Source organism: Candidatus Bathycorpusculum sp. (assembly GCF_009778815.1).
GTDB lineage: Archaea > Thermoproteota > Bathyarchaeia > Bathyarchaeales > Bathycorpusculaceae > Bathycorpusculum > Bathycorpusculum hydrogenotrophicum.
Genome location: NZ_WRFL01000047.1, coordinates 1 through 20,854, shown reverse-complemented (window position 1 = coordinate 20,854; position 20,854 = coordinate 1). Strand labels below are relative to the sequence as shown.

The 20,854-nt window shown below is 43.4% G+C and carries 15 protein-coding genes; 8 read left to right on the top strand and 7 right to left on the bottom strand.

Annotated features, from left to right (window positions below):
- On the top strand, positions 1–2,052 hold a 2,052-nt coding region (locus FWF39_RS09005; protein ID WP_343383108.1), incomplete at its 5' end, for a hypothetical protein.
- 461 nt (positions 2,053–2,513) lie between these two features.
- Here FWF39_RS09005 and FWF39_RS09000 read toward each other — a convergent pair.
- Positions 2,514–3,998, bottom strand: a complete 1,485-nt coding sequence (locus FWF39_RS09000) for a radical SAM protein (RefSeq protein WP_343383107.1) — start codon at positions 3,996–3,998, stop codon at positions 2,514–2,516.
- 604 nt (positions 3,999–4,602) lie between these two features.
- Here FWF39_RS09000 and FWF39_RS08995 point away from each other — a divergent pair.
- Positions 4,603–7,443, top strand: a complete 2,841-nt coding sequence (locus FWF39_RS08995; RefSeq protein WP_343383106.1) for a hypothetical protein — start codon at positions 4,603–4,605, stop codon at positions 7,441–7,443.
- A 148-nt stretch (positions 7,444–7,591) separates the two neighbouring features.
- On the opposite strand, the gene FWF39_RS08990 is transcribed toward FWF39_RS08995, so the two are convergent.
- Complete coding sequence (locus FWF39_RS08990) at positions 7,592–8,221, bottom strand: NTP transferase domain-containing protein (RefSeq protein WP_343383105.1); 630 nt, start codon at positions 8,219–8,221, stop codon at positions 7,592–7,594.
- The gene (locus tag FWF39_RS08985; RefSeq protein ID WP_343383104.1) at positions 8,218–9,051 is read right to left on the bottom strand and encodes an adenosylcobinamide-GDP ribazoletransferase; all 834 of its coding nucleotides are present in this window, start codon (positions 9,049–9,051) and stop codon (positions 8,218–8,220) included. The genes FWF39_RS08990 and FWF39_RS08985 overlap by 4 nt, the downstream gene beginning before the upstream one ends.
- Positions 9,052–9,107: 56 nt before the next feature.
- Between FWF39_RS08985 and FWF39_RS08980 the strand changes: the two genes are divergently transcribed.
- Genes FWF39_RS08980 through tes form a run of 3 tightly spaced genes read left to right on the top strand, consistent with a single transcriptional unit; the run spans position 9,108 to position 12,471 of the window.
- Positions 9,108–10,034 (top strand): GDP-mannose 4,6-dehydratase, encoded by a 927-nt coding sequence (locus FWF39_RS08980; RefSeq protein WP_343383103.1) that lies wholly within the window; start codon positions 9,108–9,110, stop codon positions 10,032–10,034.
- Entirely contained in the window at positions 10,031–10,912 is an 882-nt protein-coding gene (locus tag FWF39_RS08975; RefSeq protein ID WP_343383102.1) for a UbiA family prenyltransferase, read from the top strand. Before FWF39_RS08980 ends, FWF39_RS08975 begins: the two co-directional genes overlap by 4 nt.
- Positions 10,909–12,471 carry a tetraether lipid synthase Tes gene (gene tes, locus FWF39_RS08970; RefSeq protein WP_343383101.1) on the top strand — a complete coding sequence of 521 codons (1,563 nt, stop codon included), beginning with the start codon at positions 10,909–10,911 and terminating at the stop codon, positions 12,469–12,471. Before FWF39_RS08975 ends, tes begins: the two co-directional genes overlap by 4 nt.
- 85 nt (positions 12,472–12,556) lie before the next feature.
- Here the strand turns inward: tes and FWF39_RS08965 are convergent, their stop codons facing one another.
- Genes FWF39_RS08965 through FWF39_RS08950 form a run of 4 tightly spaced genes read right to left on the bottom strand, consistent with a single transcriptional unit; the run spans position 12,557 to position 15,475 of the window.
- A complete protein-coding gene (locus FWF39_RS08965; protein WP_343383100.1) occupies positions 12,557–13,060 on the bottom strand; it encodes a DUF1616 domain-containing protein in 504 nt (167 codons plus the stop codon).
- Positions 13,023–13,739 (bottom strand): glycosyltransferase family 2 protein, encoded by a 717-nt coding sequence (locus FWF39_RS08960; RefSeq protein ID WP_343383099.1) that lies wholly within the window; start codon positions 13,737–13,739, stop codon positions 13,023–13,025. The genes FWF39_RS08965 and FWF39_RS08960 overlap by 38 nt, the downstream gene beginning before the upstream one ends.
- A 45-nt stretch (positions 13,740–13,784) precedes the next feature.
- Positions 13,785–14,942 carry a glycosyltransferase family 4 protein gene (locus FWF39_RS08955; protein ID WP_343383098.1) on the bottom strand — a complete coding sequence of 386 codons (1,158 nt, stop codon included), beginning with the start codon at positions 14,940–14,942 and terminating at the stop codon, positions 13,785–13,787.
- 50 nt (positions 14,943–14,992) lie between these two features.
- A complete protein-coding gene (locus FWF39_RS08950; RefSeq protein ID WP_343383097.1) occupies positions 14,993–15,475 on the bottom strand; it encodes an alpha-ribazole phosphatase CobZ in 483 nt (160 codons plus the stop codon).
- 102 nt (positions 15,476–15,577) lie between these two features.
- On the opposite strand from FWF39_RS08950, the gene FWF39_RS08945 reads away from it, so the two are divergent.
- The 3 genes from FWF39_RS08945 (at position 15,578) to FWF39_RS08935 (ending at position 20,755) form a co-directional block, all read left to right on the top strand.
- The gene (locus FWF39_RS08945) at positions 15,578–16,051 is read left to right on the top strand and encodes an Rrf2 family transcriptional regulator (protein ID WP_343383096.1); all 474 of its coding nucleotides are present in this window, start codon (positions 15,578–15,580) and stop codon (positions 16,049–16,051) included.
- A 358-nt stretch (positions 16,052–16,409) separates the two neighbouring features.
- Positions 16,410–18,653: an InlB B-repeat-containing protein gene (locus FWF39_RS08940; protein WP_343383095.1), complete on the top strand. Its 2,244-nt coding sequence runs from the start codon at positions 16,410–16,412 to the stop codon at positions 18,651–18,653.
- 206 nt (positions 18,654–18,859) lie between these two features.
- On the top strand, positions 18,860–20,755 hold the full coding sequence (locus FWF39_RS08935; protein WP_343383094.1) for an InlB B-repeat-containing protein: 1,896 nt from the start codon (positions 18,860–18,862) through the stop codon (positions 20,753–20,755).
- Positions 20,756–20,854: the final 99 nt, after the last annotated feature.

The window sequence follows — 20,854 nt, the reverse complement described above, 5'->3', positions numbered from 1 at the left end:
GGTCAGGTCTTTGGGTCTCAAGTTACTGAAGTTGCTGTTGATATTGCTGGTTATAACAAGGTGGCGCCTATAAGTGCGACTATCACTATTGGTGTGACTGGTAATGTGATCAACTTCTACTACAGTGCAAGTGATGATGACTTTGGAACTATTGGATATATACGCAAAACTGTTGATGGCATTGCATTTGATGTCTGGATCACCGGATATGGCGGTAATGTTGCTGAGCTTATTTCCGGTATGCACTTTACACTCTACAAGGTGAACGCTGATGGCACAATTAACTATGCTAACATTGTTGCAACTGGTGAACTCGATGCAGACAGCGGCATGATTATCTTTGATACTCCATCGCTCTTACCCGGTCAATATGCAGTCGTTGAATCATTCACTGGAAGTGCCGCTAATGTCTTTGAAGTGGCTGATCCCCTCTACATCTGGATAGGTGCCGATGGCAAAATGATTGCTGTTACTGACTTTGACTCTAATGCTATGTACTGGAGCACCGATGCATTCTATAGAAGCAAAGGCACAGCTGACTTGGCAATAAACTACGTCTTTGCCTCTTCGTCTACTGTTATGAGAAATCCCTGGTGTAATGATTTCCAAACAAAACAATACAATCCAGCAACTGGCAGCTATGGTGTTGCATACTCATCTTTCTGCGGCTATTATGACTCAGGCAAGCTGGGTGGCGATACCTACAATGGTCCAACACTTATCTATGTAGATATGACCTCTGACTTTGCCGCTCTAAAACCAGGCGTAAAAGAAGGCCTCATCACAGCATACAACTATATCTATGATACATGGGGTAGCTTAGATCAATGGCCTTCTGCATCTGGCACTTCCACTCCTAGCGAGTCAACAAAGTTTATCGCTCAATTAGTCACCTGGCTATTGCTCAACGACGGCATAGTTGAAGCAAATTCTGACTTTGCCTACATCAATGACTGCGTGGCTGAAGTACTTGCAAACTACCAAGGATACAGCGGCTCACAAACCATAAAAGACATTGTCTTTTTAGCTGACGAGAACTATCCAAATAATCTGCAATACTGCCAACCCCAAATCATACCGATTTATGGCGAACCCGTATTTAACAACAAAGCAGCAAACACCCAAGGCATCTCTATAGCAAAAACTGTTGATGGCATTGCATTTGATGTATGGACAACAGGCTACGATGGCGATGTTGATGAACTTATTTCCGGTATGGACTTTAAACTCTACACGCTCAACGCTGATGGCACAATTAACTATGCTAACGTTATTGCAACTGGTGTACTCAATGTAGCTAACGGAATGATAGACTTTAACATCCAAGGACTCTCAGCAGGCAAATATGCAATCGTTGAAACACTAACAGGAAAAGCAGCCGACGTCTTCGTTGCTGTTGCCCCCCTCTATATCTATATCTCTGAAACTGGTGAGGTCATTGAATACTTTGATTACGATGTTGACTACTTTGTAAGCTGGAACTGGTTTAATGCTCAGGGCCGAGTCGGCTTAACTGGCGTACCCACTGACTACTATTACATAACCGAAGTCTGGAACATCGAAACAAGAACCGCATTTGGCAATGATTATACCGCCTACACCTCATTTTGCGCTGATGGCACATCACGAACCTTTGCTGAGACAGACCGCTATAAAGTGGGACAGCTAGATCAAGAAACCTACGACAACATCCTTGCCGCACTCAACTATATCCACAATAAATATGGTAGTGTGGATGCTTGGCAAGGAAACACTGGACCTATTACAGTCAAGCAGTCAACTAAGGTTCTCTCCCAGATGGTTATATGGACACTGATACATGACGACGTTGCTCTACAAGGTATGCGTGTTGCTGAAGCTGGATATAATGCAGACGAATTCGCCGTTGCTCTGCAAGATGTGATGGATAACTATGTCGGCTCCTCAGGTGCGGTGAAATCTCTTGTTTACTTGGTTGGTTACAACTTCCCAAGTGACATAGTATCCCACCAGCCCCAAATTATCCCACTGTTCGGCGACCCAGTGTTCAACAACATCTCAAACAGCTGTTAAGCACAAAAAACAAACCCAACAACCTTTTTTCTTTTTTTACTTTGTAGCAGTTCTATCTCGCTGTTTCTTGGTTCTATTCTACTAAAATCTCCTTAGTAATATGGTAAGACGCTGATGTCTGTCTATGGTGATACCTTGAATTCTCCTTACAAACGGTTTATTACTCTCTAACATCAGATCACAGAAAAACGATCGATTGCACTGAACTATAGTAGCCCGAAATGAACATCCAAATATCGATTTTTATCAACTAACTCCAATACCGCTTAGTAATAGTCAGGATTCTATTCCTCAACATGTTACCATTATAAATAAAATCGCAAAGTAGCTTTTATAGAAGTGCAATGAAACAGCAATTTTCGCCAAAAGGCTATTTTCTCTGAGAAAGGCGGGTGATGCCCGCAGATGATGCGATGTTTTTGTAAGATGCTATCTATGGTTGTTATCTGTGTTTATGTATCTTATTTTTTTGTGCTCATTAGGCATCCGGGATCACCCTTTAGCGTATCGCCGTTATGGTATGCAGCTGATCGTGCTCTGCATCCCCCACAGATAAATTTGTATTGACATGCTCCACAGGTACCTTTGAGATTAGCGCGGTTGCGAAAGGCATTAAACAGTGGTGCATTATGCCAGATTTCTTTGAATTGTTGAGTTTTGAGATTGCCCACGTTTAGAGGTAAAAACACGCAGGGATGCACATCACCTTGGGGAGAAATTGAGCAGTAGAGCCGTCCTGCACCGCATCCACCAATGAACTCCCCCAGAGGCACTGCTTTTTTGGTAACTTTAACAGTTTGCATATGTGCCAAAGCCATGGTGACTTCGCCTGTTCCACATGAACCCTGAGACTGCAATGCCACCCGCGCCAGCTGCGGCGCTGTTGCCAAAATTGTGGTTTTGCACCCCGCTGACATACGGTTAAGCAAATAACGCATAACATCTTCACGCTGTTGCGCTGTGAGATCCTGATCACGATGATTTGAACCACGACCAGTAGGTATAAAATTAAAGTAAGTAAATCGCTCCGATCCTAATTGCTCTGCTAAATCAATAATTGCTGGTAGCTCTGAGAGATTGTTTTTACCTACAGTAGTGGCAATACAGGTACAGATATCTGCCTCTATACAGTTTTTAAGTCCTGCTATGGCTCCATCAAATGCTCCCGGAACCCCTCGAAAATCATCATGCGTCTTAGCAGACGCACCATCAATGCTAATATCAATATAGTTAACCTGCGCCTGCTTAATTTTTGTTGTGATCTCCTTGGTGAGAAGCGTCCCATTAGATGCCAACGAAACATAGAGACCGCGATCTGAAGCGTGTTTGGCAACCTCAAAGAAATCTTTACGCATAAGCGGTTCGCCTCCGCTAAACGCCAACGCCGTTACATGCGCCTCAGCCAACTGATCCACCACATCAAGTGCCTGCTTAGTGGTTAACTCATCTTCTTCTTGTTCTGTGCCGCTGTTACTGTAACAATGCTTGCAACGCAAGTTGCATCGATGCGTGAAATCCCAAACCACCAAAAACGGCGCACAAAGCGAAAGAGGCTTTTTGATACCAAAATGTGCAAACGACTCCACCAAATTAAGAACTGCGTTTCGTGCATACCGATCAGTTAAAAGTTGCGCCACTTTTTCACGCTTAAACCCCAAAACCCGACGAAGAAACTCTACCCAAAACCCAATCACCTGCGAATAAAACCCATTACATCCACCACATTTCTTATCGGCTTTACCCGCATAATCATCCAGAGCCGCTTCCAGTACTGTTCGGTTGCATACCTCGCATTTCTTAAGTGAAAGCTCAAGCATCCGCTTAGTCATAGGCATAGAGATGACTGCATTCCAAAATGTATCATGAGATAGGATGCTCACAGCGAGGCGTCTCCAATAGGCTTCGTTAATTGCTATTGCCGGATGTAAAGATTTCTCTACATTCAATAGTTGCTATCCTTGCTGTGATTGTGGATCTGCTCAAAGAAAGGGGCATCCAAGTAGAAACCCAACCCAAACCAGTACAGAGGTCTAACCATAACAGTCCTATTCCCATAGTGTTTGGGGGTGGTGGCCATCTAATACTTGTTGCTATGTTTTGTAGTTGTTGGAACAAGTTGATGGTTCTGGTGTGCCAGATGCGTAACGTTGGTCTGCCATAAACTCTTTTTTAGAAATAGTCTTGACTTAGCATAAGACTGGGCGTCAGCTATGGCGTGGGGTCTATTAGGCAATTGCTGAGGTGAGGTTGTCGCTCGATAGAGTGTTTTCCACTGGCTCTCACAAAAAGTGGTTCGATCCGGAAACTGCTGGGGGTTTGGATGGTGAAATAGTAAGTAGTGATATAGTTGATTTTAGCTGGGATAATTTACAGAAAAGGCAAAAGTGGATCAATATATTAAAATCAAAAACTATGCAGTCAAACATTTTTTTTAAAATTAAGCAAGCATAATCCTAATATGCTACTACCTTTAAGGTAAAATAGACCTGCAGATCACCCATTGAGTGTCTGCATGGTGAGGAATATCTTGAATAATGTTAGGTGAATATGGTGAAAAATAACGTACAAAAAATATTATCAATAATTTTAGTGCTTGCGCTTGTTGCTGGTTGTTTTGCAACATTGCCCTGGACAGCAAACGCAACACCAACGCCTGTAGCTGGTACTCCTGCTTGGGACGACAAGTACAGTTCCGTAGCTGTAGATAATCAACGTGTAGGCGTCTACTATGACCGCGGAAACTCGGCAGGCGATAAGATTTCGTCTAACGCGCACAGCGGCGACTATCCTGGCGTATATTTCCGTTGGGATGAAAAACAGAAATGCCCCGGTGTTTTCCTTGTAGCAGACTGGGTGTTTGATTTATTTGAAGGCGAAACTTTCGACCTGACCGCAAAGAATTCAAACAGCTATTACAAATACACGATTAGCCGCACTACTGGTTTAGAGTATAAAGTCAATGGTGTAGGTACTGGCGTATATGTTTACGGCATCCCTAAGGACGTAATGGCAAAAGACAACAAAGGCAATGACAAACCTGACCAATTAAAGAACATCAACATGGTCTTCATCGACGGCAACTACAAAAGTGCATACTTTACTATTGAAAAGGTGTGGAAAGATGAAAACGGTAACATAGTCACAGGCGATAACAGCTTAGTTTCCTTTAAGGAAAACAAAGCTTGGACTGTAGATGAAACAATCGAAGTAAAGATTACCGATTACGTTACAGCTATTAAAGGCAAAAAAGTAACAATAACTGAAAACCCTATTGCAGGCTTTACAACAGAGGAAAATCCACAAAGCATTACAGTGAGATACGATGATGATCCGCAACAAGTTGTCACATTCATAAACCAAAAACAATGGGCTAAAATAATTCTTGAAAAAGTTTGGCTTAATGTTGCTGGCGAAGAAATAGCTCAGCCTGCTGGTCTTTCTGCTGTATTTAACATAGTTGGTGCTTCATTCTCAACAAGCAAACTTGGTGTAGGTGTTGGTACTTATGAAGTCAAGGAAGGCAGATATGTTATTACTGAAAAAGATATCCCCGGTTATGACCTTGTATCAGTAAAAGTCAATGATGTTGAAATCGAAAACGGTGCATATATAAACGTTGTTGCAGGCGACAAATACACAATAGCCTTCACTAACAAAGATCCTGCAGAAAAATACCCCATCGAACTATTCAAAACTATAGACGGAACATTTGTTAATCCGAAACTTCCTGACGGATACACTTTAGACATCTTTCTTAAAGAAGTAATTTTCACGCTTTACGAAACAGACTGTGACGGTGGTGTTTATACTCGTGGTGTTAATGGCGTTCCAGGAGTCGTTGCTCCAAATGGTCTCATAACTTTTGATGCCCAAAAGATTAGTGACATGCAGAGAACGACAAGGAGTACAATTGACGGCTGGTACGTTATAGTGGAATCATATGCCGATGGTTCTAATGCTGAACAGATTTTCATGCCAGCTAAACCTTTGTACGTTTACTTTGATGGTAAAAACATATACAGTAACGTAGACACATTTGACTACGATGCATCCTACACAATCATCAACGGCTATACTCTGGGTAAATTTGATTGGGGATATGGACCTGAAGGCATCGGTTATGAGGGACTTAACGGCGAAGGGCATATATTCTACATCGGTATTAAAAATGCATCTCCAAACAGTGAATTTGAGGGAAAAATATATGATTCTTTCTGCGCTGAAGCTGGTGCAACACACTTCGCAGGCGAGAGTGGTCTTGGTTGCAGTGGTTACCTGGTTGTAGATAGGACGCAATTTGTAGAATACGTTGATATCCTTTTTGCATATAATTACATCTTCGACAATTATGGTGATTTGAATGACAATAGGGTAATCACACAAGTAGTTACATGGGCAATTCTTGGTGCTGTTACTTCAGACAAATTGGACGACACGAGACTGACTGACGTCGAAAAAGAAGCAATAAGAGAAGTACTCGAAAATTATAAAGGCTACCAGAGCACAAAAGATATAGACGAATTAAGAATAGTGGACGTTGTTTACCTGTTTTGTGAAGACGGCCATGATTCTCACAGCTGTCAGCCTCAGCTTGTTCCAGTGTATGAAGGCAAACATGTGTTCATCAATAAGTTGCAAGAAGAATTCGATGTTAGCTTTACCAAAACCAAATATGGCGGAGATCTACCTGTTGCAAAAGGCGAATTTGAATTTAAGTTGCACAAATTTAATGCAGAGACAAACGACTATGACCTTTTTATTGGATTGTATCCTACTGATGAATACGGTGTTGTTACTGCGAAACTTGCTCCTGGTAGTTACGTGTTTACGGAAGTTTGGACGACAGTATTCGATGGCGGCTTAGGCTTTGACGAAGAAGGTAATCCAGTGGAAAACTATAACCTTGTCTGGAAAGCAATTTATCCAGGTGGAGCTGATGGGTTGTACTTCACTATAGCCATTGACGGTGCAGTCACTTGGAAATATGGCGACAACACAGTCGACAACGAAATATACGGTAAGCATAATGTCTTGTGGGCTCCTGATGGATATGACCCCGTAGCCTTAACTCTTCCTCATGAATACGTCATAGAGTTGGGTGAAGGTAACGGTAAAATTATCGTCATTACCAACATTAGCGGCGCGACGATGACAGTTGTAGGCATTGTCAAACCCGACTGTACACGTCGTGGTATCGTATGGCTTGGTTGCTCTGATGGAACTGGAACTTCTATTGAATTTGGCGAACAACTTGGACATAACTTCCAACCTGTTGCTATTGCTCCTGGTTTTGGCGATGGTTTTGTGTGGTTTGGTTGTTCAAATGGTTGCGGTGGCTCTTACGTAGAGTATAACTATGATGCTTGGATTGCTCTCGGTGGCCCTCCTTAATAGGTGTGCAATCGGAGCATAATTAAGCCAAAGTCGTACACAATAAAACCGCAAGAGACGGCGTAAGTCGTCTTCCCTTTTTATTTTTTTGTTTATGTTAATTCACGAAGTTGTAGCAGGGTTTGTTATAGTGAGGAAATTTCGGAAATTACGACTTATTGTTCTTCCCTTTATTTATTAGCTGTTTTGCAATCTCTAAGTCTTTGGTGGTATTGATGTTTAGAGTTACTTCTGTTTCTTGAGTGATTATGGCGGCGGTTTCTGTTTTACCTTCGCCTAAGATTTTGGTGCCATTTATTATGTTGATGCCTGATACGGCATACCAGACGCCTTGGTATTCATCAGTGGAGGATATGGAGAGTCCTAGTTGTTGTCGTTTTTCGATGGGTACAAATACTGCTAAAAAGTCTTTGCAGCATCCTTCAAATTCCAAGATAATTCTGTCTAGTATTTCTCCTGTTATGGCTGGAACGTCTGAGGGCATAGTTAGAACTGGACCGTTCCAGCCTAGTTTAGTTATTGCTTGTTTTAGGTCATCGTGGTAGCCTTTGGCGTTGGTGTGTACAATCTTCCAATTCATGTTTTGGCAGTGTTGTTCAGTTTTGGGCGTGTTGCTACTTGTAATAACATAAAATTCAGATATTTTTTGCGATGCCAAGACCGCATCGATAACCCAATCAATCAGAGGTTTACCTAGAAAGGGTAGCATTGGTTTCTCGGTGGGCAGTCCCATGCGGCTTCCTTTGCCGCCCGCCATAATCAGTGCTGGAATACTCAAACAGTCATCACCATTAATAGTAGTGCAAACAAAATTAGTATTGCGGCTCTTGTAGTTTCATTAGTTGCTCCTATCATATCTCCACTGACACCGCCAAACACCTGATTTGACACTCTACTCATAACAAACGCTATGGGAACACTGATAAACATTAAGCCCATTGCCATTAATCCTATTGTGGCATATCCGGTGAAGTAGAATATTGGGTAGATGATTATGGCTGAGAGTAGATATGCTATGGCGTTTTGGGGTTTTTTGGCTTTGGATAGAAAGATTGAGCCTAGGCCTTTGTGTGAGGGTTTGCCTATCCAGACAATTGTTACCATGGCAAGTTTAGCTGAAACCTCCGCAAGAATGATCGCCGAGAAAGCAAACAGCGGATTAATCAAAAACAAACCTACAACTGCGGCGCACTCTACAGCGAAAGCTAAAACTGCGCCTGCGTAGCTTACTGTCCAGGCATGGGCTTTCATTTTGCGGTCATGGAGATTGCGCAGACCCAAAGCATTACCTAAATCAATTAGACCATCGAAGTGTTGTAGTCCTGTGAGGACAAGAAGAAATGCTATGGTCATGGCCGCTGGTATGATCGCACCCAAAAATGATGGTAGAGCCACATAGGTACCGGCTAAGTTTAGTAGCAGGATGGTGATGTTGCTTGAGAGTAGGTGGTATAGGCTGCCTAGGAGGCCGATAAAGCCGCCGACTACTGGAAATAGCCACATGTTGGCTGCTGTTGTGAAGATAAAGTCTTCTTTTCCTCCCAATGGGATGATTGTGAGAAAAGACAGCAGGTCTTTGAAAACTTTTCCAGCCCTCAGAGGTGACATAACTTACAACTTATTTAAATAGAATATAGGCTTTATTGTTGGGTTTAGGGGTTAATGTGGAAGAGAAAAAGGTCCTAGTTACCGGTGGAGCGGGCTTCATAGGCTATCACCTGTGCAAAAAACTCTCAACCATAACTGATAATCTAACTATATACGATGATCTGTCCAGCGGGAAAATAGAGAATGTCAACGATGTTCTCTCCGCAAAGTTTGTGCAGGGCGACATATTAGATCTTAAGGCTCTCTTTGGTTTGCCGCGGCAGGATTTGATTTATCATTTGGCTGCGCAGGTTGTGGTGCCCTACTCTATGGAGAACCCATTGATTGACTTTGAAACTAATGCTAAGGGTACGCTTTGTGTGCTTGAAAAGGCTCGAAAAGATGATGCCAAGGTTGTGTTTGCCTCAAGTGCAGCCGTTTATGGCAACCCAACGGTGTTTCCAACACCTGAGAGCTATGGGTTTCATCCCTTTTCCTGCTATGGATTGTCCAAAGTTGTGGGCGAACAATACTGCCACATGTACCGCGAACAATATGGTCTAGATATTGTCATTACCCGGTTTGCTAATGTGTATGGACTGCGTTGCCATGGAGTTATTCATGACTTTTTGGACAAACTAGCCAAAAACCCTGACAAACTCGAAATCATCGGCACCGGCAAACAGGCCCGAGACTTTGTGCATGTTTCTGATTTGGTGGAGGCTCTCCTAACGGTTGGTGCCAGCGATCAATTCAATGCTGAAACCTACAATTTAGGCTTCGGCAAAACAACCAGTATTCTCGAGTTGGCTGATCTTATGCTGGGTATTCTTGGGCTTACTAATCGAACTGTTGTCACTACTACTAATCAGTCTTGGCAGGGTGATGTAACCAAGATCTGGTTTGATATAAGCAAAGCCAAAAAAGCGCTCAATTGGACTCCCAAGGTTAGCTTGGAGGACAGTATTCGTGAAGTTATCGCTGATAGGAAAATCAGACTATGAGCAACTCACCACTTAAGGGTCTAGTTGCGCTGTTGCGTCTTCCCTATTGGTTAATGACGGGTGGTCTTTCGCTTCTAACTGCGTTTGCGATTCTAAAAGATCCCCTGAGCATGAGTATACAAACGGCTCTTTTGATTTTCTTCTCTATGGCCTGTATCACCTCTGCGGGGTTTGCTATAAATGATTATTTTGACCGCGAAAGCGACGCAGTCATCAAACCCAAACGCCCCATACCCGCAGGCAATCTAACCCTAAAACAAGTAGTAGCCATATCTAGCATACTCTTTGTGTTAGGTCTGAGTCTTACTTACTGGTTGCCGCCTCTTAGCTTTGTGATATTGGTTATTGATTCACTGGTTTTGATACTCTACTCATATTTGGTGAAGAAAAAATCTGGATTTTTTGCAAACATTGTGGTGGGCATTCTAACCGGCACCGCTTTTATGTATGGCCAAGCCGCAATCTCGGGCACCATAACAATGATCTCACTAGCATTATACCCCATTGCGTTTGGTACCATAGGTGGCAACGTTTTGCGTGATGTGCTAAGTGTGGAGGGCGACACAAAAGTCGGCTATCCAACGTTGCCCCAAAAGGTTGGTAACTATAACGCTGCCAAAGCCGGTGCCATATTTTTCCTCCTAACCGGCATACTTGCACCCCTGCCCGCATTGCCCCTGTTTGCAGACCACTTTACAATCTACTACCTGCCCCTCATCCTAACCTGGAGCGTATTGCTAATCTACTCCTCTATCCGCCTCTTCATATCCGGCTCCACCGTACAAAATGTACGTAAATATGAACGCATCGTCACCATGTCTATGATGTTGCTCCCCCTTGCTCTTATCGTTGAAGCTATAGTTGGATGGTTAATATGAGCCAAACCAAAAGCATCTGCCCCGAGTGCCAAAAAAAAATAGACGCAAAACTCAGTAACCAAAACGGTAAAATCCAAATCAACAAACAATGCCCCAACCACGGCAACTTCCAAGCCACACACTGGCAAAGTCCCCCCATCTTTAATCACATGAGCAAATACGACCACTTCCAATACCTAGGCGACCTAAATGCACCCAAAAACCCCGAAGGATGCCCCTACGTATGTGAAACCTGCAAAAACCACGCCTCAGGCACCGTTATAGGTGTCATCGACGTAACTAAGCGATGCAACTTTCGATGCGCTGTTTGCTTCTCAACTTTTCCCGGCCAAGAAACAACCGACTACGAACCCACAAAAGAAGCTCTCATCGACATGCTCGAATTCGCCGCCAAAGCCAACCCCAAACCCCCCGCCATACTCTTTAGCGGCGGCGAACCCCTCGAAAGAGAAGACATGCCCGAGATCATCGCAGCCGCACACAAACTAAAATTCATGACCATTCTAGCAACCAACGGCACCCACCTAGTCACTGACCCCGGCTTAGCTAAACGCCTAAAAGACAGCGGCCTAAACATCGTCTACCTCTCCTTTGATAGCTTCCACGAAGAATTCAACAAAAAAATCCGCGGCCTCCCCCTGGTAGATCTAAAACTAAAAACAATTGATGTTTGCCGCAAATACGACATGGAAATCATCCTAGTCAACACTCTTATGAAGAGCCTAAACGACAAAGAAGTCGGCGACATGATCCGCTTCGCCGCCAAACACACCGACATCATCCGCGGACTAATCTTCCAACCCATCGCATTCACCGGCCGCGCAACTGAGAACCCCTTCAGAGAAAACTTTCGCGAATGGAGCTTTGCTGAAGACGTAGAAAAACAAACAAACGGAGAAATCCAAACCACCGACCTATTTCCCATGTCGGTCATGACCTCCCCAATTAAAATCATGCGCAAATTCATGCAAAAACCCTGGCCCCTCTTTAGTTGCAGCCCCCAATGCGGCATCGTCAACTGGATCTACGTCTCACCCAGCACAGGCAAAATGTACCCCATTAACCGATTTGTCAACTTTGACCGCTTCTTCAACACCATCCGCAAAACCGCCGAAACCGCCGAAACCAAAAACCGCTTCCAACTCCTCACCTCCCTATTTATGGGCGCCATGATATCGATGAACATGATGCTTGTCACCAAAGAAGTCGGAACCTTCACCCTCATCAAAAGCATCCTACAAATGCACATCTCACCCTCCTACCAATCCCTAGGCAAAATCCGCCGACGCATCTTCCTACTAGGCTGTATGGCATTTATGGACAGCTACAACTTTGATGTCAACCGCGTCCGCCGATGCGTAGTCCACTACATCACCCCCGACAAAAAAATCATACCCTTCTGCGCCTACAACAACGTACACCGCGTCGCCATAGAAAACGAATACGCCGACAGACAAAAACCCCCCACACCCCAACAAACACCCCTAAACGAACCCAAAGTTGAACTCACCATTCCCCAAACTCACCGCCTGCGAAAAAAACAAATACCAGCCCAATAAAAACCTGACTAAATCTCCCTGATTGCCTCATTTATGAAGGCACAAATAGCAGAAGAGTAGCAACTCTTCTCTTTATTCATAATTGTTATTTGACTTGTATGTTTAGAACGCAATAGTTTTGGGTAAACACATACTCTGAGCCTGTGTCACGCCATAGCTCAAAAACTATTGCATAGTTGCCCGGTGTGTCCTCAGTGATTGTTACTAGGTTTTGGTGTGTTTCACCGGGTGATAGGCTGAATCTATAGGTGTCAACGGGGTCAACTTCGATGCCGTTTGGTATGCTGGCGGGCAGGTTTTTTGCAATTTTGGTTTGTATCATATAGTTTTGATCGGTGTTCATGTGATTTTCAACATTGACATAGACACTAAATTCGCTGGATTGACTGGTTAGAATAACCTCAGGATAATTGAGCGCTTGTTTTTGATTGTCTAGGAGGCTTATGGTGTTGTATTCTTCGGGGGCATGATTACCCAAGATGTAGTAGCCTGCAACCACTGCGGCAACAATAACTAGAGCTAAGAAAACCGCTATGACGTAGCCTTTTTCTTCATCCAAAACGTTTCTGATTTCGAATAGTTTCCGCATCTAGTACCCCCTTAAAGATGGTGCTAAATATTTCAATTCCAGATTTGAATCTGCGCAGTTTGGGTTTGCCATATCGGCGTATTTTGTATGTAGTGGGAACTTCAACCATGCTAAAGCCTTCTTTGGCAAACTGGATAAGCATCTCTGTGGCAAAGGCCATGTCGCCTTCTTTGAGCTCCACCTTGTCTATGGCTTCATGGGATATGGCTCGAAATCCCGATTGGGTGTCGCTTAGAAATTGTCTATAGACAAAGTCGTAGACAAAGGTTATGACTTTGTTACCGATGAAATTCATCAAACCCATAGCCTTGTTAGGATCATACATACGAGTAGCTAACACCATATCAGCATCGGTTTCAACCATTTTAGCTATCATACGATTGATATGGCGAACTTCATAGGTGCCATCACCATCAACCATGATGATGATGTTACCTTTCGCGTTTTTCATCCCTGTTAGAAGCGCTAAACCATAGCCGCGCCGGGGCTCAACAATTAAGCGACAATAACCAAGGCTTTTGACGATCTCTTTGGTGCCATCAGTAGAGTTACCATCAACGATAATGATTTCGTTGGGATAAATCAAACTCTTCTGAATGGTTTCTATGGCTTCCAAGATGTTTCCGGCTTCGTTGAGTGTTGGGATAACAACCGAGACCAGTTCAACTTTAGTCGTCATTGGCTACCACATGTATTAGAGGGCTATATTGTTTTGCCTCGGCGGTTAAATAAGTTCTTCGTATATTTCAAGTAATTGCTTGACGTTTGCTTCCCAACTGAAGCGCTCTTCCACCCTTGCGCGCAACTCAAATGTTTGAGAACCAAACTCCACCTTGGCAAACTCTAAAACTGCCTCAGCAAGATGCTCGGGTTGATTGGGTGGCACTAATTTACCAAACTCTGCTACTGGAACCTCTCCTATACCCCCCACATTAGTCGCTATAACCGGCAAACCACAGGCCATAGCCTCCAGTGCCACAAGGGGCAATCCCTCCCCTGATTTGGAGGGCAAAACAAACAGATCCGCCAAATTATAATACCCCGCCAAATCCCCATCACTGACAAACCCCGCCAACCTAAAATTAGCGGCAATTCCACGCTGTTTGGCCTGCTGACGCACACTCTCCAAATCAGGCCCCTTACCTGCAACCAAAAACACAATCTTTGGATTCGCCCTAACCGCAATGCTTGCGCAGTCAAGTAAGGTGTCTACACCGTTTTTATATACCAGCCGCCTAACCGTCAAAACAATCACCGCATCTTTTGGGAGGCCTAGTTTTTGGCGGAGTGCTGTTTTTTGTTCAGGTTGGGGTCGAAATCTAACCAAGTCTACCCCGTTGTAGATGACTCTGATCTTGTTGGGGTTAGCACCTAAGCGAAGAACATAGTTTTTGGTGGCGTTACTTATGGTTATAATTTTGTCTGCGGTGTTTAGGTTCTGTTTTCCCACCGCCAAGTCGTTGACTAATTCAACTTGATTAAAAAAATTGTTATAATCGATAAAGGTATTGTGCTGGGTTAACACAAAGGGCTTGCCATAAAACTTGGCCAATTTACCTGCAAGAAGAGAGGTCAAATAGGGGTGACCATGAGCATGAACGATTTGAGCATGTTTTATAGCTTTGGTAAATGTGGGCAGGCTGGGGATGGTTGGAATCGAGTAAGGAATGCCTAAGCGAAACCCCGTATTGAGCGATTCATAACAATCCACCGGCACCCCATCTACTTGGTAGTGTTTAGGTGTTTGAATACGATTAGTCACTACCCTTGGCGCATAATTTTTATGTAAAAGACGTTTGCTTTGTTCGTTTACCACTTTCTCAATGCCGCCAACATGAGGTAGAAACGTGTGGGTTACAATACAGAGACGCGATTTAACCATCCGAGCCAACAGTAACCCACACAGCCGGCACGGTATTAAAATTTACGCCACTAGACTGTTGGCCCAGTATCTTTGAGTGCCTTGGTATAAACATTTGAGGATGCTCCCGCAACCAAAGCACCAATCGCATCATTGGTCAGTGGCGGTAGCTCCCGCAAAATCCCAGGCTTAGCTTGATCAAAGCGTACAAACTCAAACATACCCCGCGAACCACCAATGTAGGTCGCTATGGCTATCCCAATCAGCTCATCAGCAACAAGCCCCGGCTTACCCATAAACCGCTCAATGGTTAAACCTGGGATTCGACCATTTTGAGCTTCTTCTTGAGCATGAAAAGCCGCAACAATAAGCGTAGAGATATTGACATCTTGGAGTATATCGAGAAATTCCTCTCTTAACAGCTCGGTGGCTTTCTGTACCGTTTCAATACCGGGATGGGGCACATACATCTCAAGTGCACTATCAATTAGACTTTGAAGACTAATTCCACGCTCCTCAAGATAGGTCAGCAAAGCTGGACTTTGATCCTTCATAACAATCAACTGGGTTTTAGTGGCTGATGAGTGCTTTAAGGCTTTTGAGCGTTTAGGCTTGGCTGCTATGTGGCTGTAAGTAGTGGTTAGCTTTATGTTTTCATGGAAATGTCTATATGTCACCGTGAGACAGAACTATCTTCAGTAACTATAGGCTATATAGGCGGGTATGGAATGCAATTAAACGTAACGACTGATTACGGTATAAGAGTTGTATTGTATTTAGCAAATAAAAATGGTGTAGCAAGTAGTAATGAGATTTGCATGGAGATGGGGATACCCTGTACCTATATGCACAAAATCGCCCGAACCTTGAAAAATGCTGGGATAATACGTGAAATACGCGGTTCAACTGGTGGGTTTGTGCTACAAAAAGATCCTGATAATCTATCCATATTACATATCGTGTCTGCTTTTGAAAAGACGATGAATATAAATCGGTGTATGGAAGAGGATAAATTTTGTAGCCGAGACGCCGTGCCTTTCTGTCCCGTTCGTGACCTCTATGTTGAAGCACAAGCCGAATTTCATAACAAGTTGAATGTGAAAATATCGCATTTTCTAAAACAATCCTGAGTCAACTGTGTAAAGCATCCACTTCATGATCTAAATCAATCGATTTCACAGTAAACGTGAATGTTTCAATATGGTTGAGGTATCTGTTGCTATTTTGGAAAGTGTAAACTTGGCATAACGTTCTTGATTTCTGTGTCGCGATAGTTGATTATGCTGGTTAGTGTCCAAATGTTGGCTGGATGGACTGTTGTCTGTTTTGTTATTTGAAACTTAGTGGAATAGTTGTCGTTATTAGTTGATGGAGTCGTGTTCTATCATTCGAGAGTTAGCATGCAGCTATGTTGTGTTAATAGTCTTATGACGTAATTCTTATAAATGTCCTCCTTGGTAGGTATTGTATACTGTTGTGGTTAAATGTATGACCAAAGTAAGACCTAGCCTAAATTTTAACTTGAAACGCTACCGAAAAAACACCTTTTTATCCCTCCTCTCTTTAATGTTTGTGGCATTGTTGCTCTCTTCTCCAATCATATCTGTTGTACGCGGAGAAACATACGCCATAATCTATACTTTTGATATGGGCGGAACCAACCCAATTAGCAACCCTGCCACATACAACAATGCTTATGACACCCTCATAGCTGATGCATATGATCCAGTTTACGAATTCATGGGCTGGGCCATCACATACTGGATCAATGGCACACAAGTGCTTGAACCACAGCGAGATCTTGTTATTTCTGCGGGTACAATTGGCCTTATTGAGTTAACTGCAATCTTTGACACTTCACCTAGAGGCTTTCCTATCACATATGAGTTAAATGGGGGAGTTAATCATCCTCTTAATAGAGAAAAATATTTTGGGGATAACGAGTATTTCCCGATTGTAATTTCAGCCCCTTATAGATTAGGCTACGAGTTCGCGGGATGGACTGCAATATATTCCGATGGAACTTTGCCTGTGACTACTCCAACAACTTCTCTTAGTATTGTTGATGGTACTACTGGCGCAATTACCCTAACTGCTACTTGGAACGGCCCAATCAACTACAACATTAACTATGCCGATAGCGGCGGTCACTCTGGGCCCTCCTCCTATAATGTGGAAATTTTGCCTCTTGATGTCGGTATCCCATCTAGACCTGGGCATGTTTTTCTGTATTGGATGGCTATTTGCGCTAATGGCAGCTGGAAACAGATGCCTGGATCCGTCATCTCTACTGGCACCACCGGCGATATTACTCTGCGTGCAATGTGGGACCCGCCAAACACTGCCGATTATGTAATACACTACTACTTGACTGGCACGACCGCCTCAGTAGCTCCCAGTGTGACAAAATTTGACATAATAGCTTCCACTGTAACTGAATACGCACCGCCTATTGCTGGCTATACCATTGTAGGCCCAACTTCCAAGTCTGCAGTGCTAAATTTAACTAATAATGAATTCATTTTCTACTATACTCCTGAAAACATTGCGATAAATTATGGTTTAACATATAATGGAAACGGCCATACAAGCGGCAGTGTACCTGTAGATGCTGCCAGTCCGTATGCATCAGGCAGTTTAGTGCAGGTGCTTGGCCAAGGTAATCTAGTTAGAACTGGACATGTTTTTCTTGGCTGGGCTCTAAATTCTTATGCAGTTACACCAATTTACGTCGAGGGCTCAACTTTTACCATTCTAAGTGATACCACTCTGTTTGCAGTGTGGGAACAAACTCTATATACCGTAACCTACCAGCCTGGGGCACATGGCATCTTTGCTGAGCAAGTAACGGATAATCTTGCTTATGGTGACCCAACTCCTGTCTCACCTCCGGTAACCGCTGAAGACGGCTGGAGATTTACCAGCTGGTTGCCAACACAAAGTGCAACAGTAACCGGTAATGCTGTATATGTGGCTCAATGGGAAATAATTCCCAAACTTGAACCAGACCTGTTTGTGGTACGGTTTGTAGATTGGAACGATACTCTTCTAAAAGAAGAAACTGTTGAATATGGCCACTCGGCAACTGCCCCTGATAATCCATCTAGATCCGGCTATACTTTTATCGGCTGGTCCCCTGCCTTTAACAATATAGTCTCTGACCTCACCGTCAGAGCCCAATACATACAAAATGATGACGGTAACGGCGGTGGCAGCAGCGGCAGTAGCGATAATAAAGATGATGGTGGTTATAGCCGTTTACCAAACAGACCTTACAGCTCTGTCCCTGTTCAAAAAGTACCGCCTTCAAATGACTCTGAGCCTAAAGATGATCCTGATGATGTCCCAACGCCTTCTCCTGAACCAGAAGAACCCTTGGCCACTTGGGCACTTGCGAACTTGGTGTTCAGCATAATTGGTCTCATAGCCCTTCTTGTCGTTATCTGTGTCTTGCTACAAAAAAGACAGAAACAAACCCAGAAAAAAGCAATTAGCAAAGTGTGTTTGTTTACAGCATTTATCTTGGGTATTGCAGGTATCTTGGTGTTCTTTTTAACCCAAGATTTGTCTCTCCAAATGGGGACTGTGGATAGCTGGACCATCGTAAATGCCGCTCTTTTTGTGTCAGAAATCCTAACCCTGATCTTCTTCTACCTAAGCATACAAAAAGACGCAAACCGACAAAAAAGCAAAACCTCCGCATCTTCCCATCTTCAGTCACCCAAAAACTAACCTTTCACTCATGTTTGGCTGTTTGTTTAAACAGTCAAATTGATTTGCCGCTCAACCACGTCTAAAAATGGTGAACTAGGCGCCTGCTTCTTTTTTCTTTAGCGTATTTTCTCAGACTGCTGTATCATTGTTTTTCCCTAAAGATATATAACTTGCTTAGTAGGTTATAGTTCACGTCTTAAAATGAGTGACTGAATGTGATTAACATGAAATATACATTGTTTGACCTAAAATCTTCAAAAATGAAAAAAATTTTACTCTTACCATTAGTGGCGGCCTTACTCTTAGTGCTGTTTTTCCCTATCCAAGCAAGTACCGCTGCCCCTATCACAGACACACCAACAGGTGTCACCGGCAGAATTCTCCCAGCAAATATGGCTGGTGATACCTCTGATTGGATAGAAATCGCCCAAAACGGTGACTTTTCACTGATCGTACGCAAAAACTACCTCAATTGGTACTCCCAAGCATCCCGCTACAATGACCCAGCATGGCAATACACCAACTTTGGTGCAACAAATAATTATCTAAACTCCAATGTCCGCAACATTATCAACAATTGGTTTAACGGACGCGCCTTTAGTGCAGCAGATAATCTACCCGCAGACGCCAGATTACGCGATTACACAATGCAAAATACCGCAAAAAATGCCCTTGGAACTTGCTGTAACCCCTCAACATCACTAACAAACGGACTAAGCAAACCAACCATTTACCAAGTCGGTGTGGGTGATGACATTGCTTTCGCATTAAGCTACAGCGAAGCAGCAAACTTTTGCTCTAAACTATACTTTATGCGAAACATGTATGAATCCAACCAAAAAAGCTCCACCCTCGCAGTAACAAACTATGACAAAATCAACTTCCCCTCCGGACGCGGCTATGGAATGTGGCTACGCTCTACAGGGGACCTCTCATTCACAGCCGGCGCAATGGACCACCGCTATGGCGCAACCCTTTCTGGACGTGTTTTCCAATACAACTTGAGCCCCGCAGGCGTCTACGACGAATATGGACTTGTTTATCCAGCTCTATGGGTAAACTCTGCTATATTTGAAACTGCACCCACCTCCTATAGCATCAGCTATGTGTTAAATGGCGGCGTTAATGCCCCTGATAATCCAACTTCATATAATGTGACTGCGCTTCCCCTTAGCATTGCTGCTCCCACTAAGTCAGGTTATGCATTTTTGAATTGGCGTGCCGCTTTTGCTAATGGTACCGAGTTTGTTTTGCAAAACGGAGTTATTCCTGCCGGTACTGCAGGCAATCTTACTCTAACTGCGACTTGGTCTGTTGTTCAGTACAACATTTCCTATGTGCTGCAGGGCGGTACTAACGCTCCTACTAACCCGGTTACATACAATGTGGAGAATGCTCATCTGCTTAGTGTAGCTAATGCAACTATGTTGGGTTATACTTTTTTGCGTTGGATGGTGAGATGTGAAAATGGTACAATGTTTACATTGACTGCTTCTGGTATCCCTGCTGGTACTTATGGTAATCTTACATTGGTTGCCGTTTGGGACCCTGTTCCAATTTTGTACTCTATTACCTACGATTTGGATGGCGGTATTAATGCTGCTGGGAATCCTGTTGAGTATGCGGTAACAAGTAATTTCCCAATTATCATCAATAACCCTTCTAAGGCGGGTTATTCATTTTTGGGTTGGATTGCAATTTATTCTAATGGCACAGTGTCTTCTTTGTCGCCCTCCTATAGCATTCCTGCTGGTAGTGCATGTAATGTCCTTTTGCGCGCCGTTTGGAGTCCAAGTGTCCAATCATACAGTATTAGTTATGTGTTAAATGGAGGTGTCAATGTTGCTGCTAATCCTGTTTCCTATAGTGTGAGCAATCTGCCTCTTAGTATTGCTGATCCGTCCATGCAGGGCTATGTGTTTTCATATTGGATTATGAGCTGTGCTGATGGGTCTTTGATTGTTTTACAGAATGGAATTATTCCTGCTGGTACTGTTGGCGATGTTACTTTGACTGCAGTTTGGACTGCTACTCCGTCGTATTCTATTGAGTACTCTCTAAATGGTGGTGTTAATGCTGCTGGTAATCCCGTTTCATATACTGCTTTGACCGCATTATAAATAAGTGTTGATTGTATATGTTAACACGTGCTTAGTTATGAATAAAAAGTACAGTGTTAACTTGACCAAAGATGAGCGTTGGATAATTTTTGAGACAAT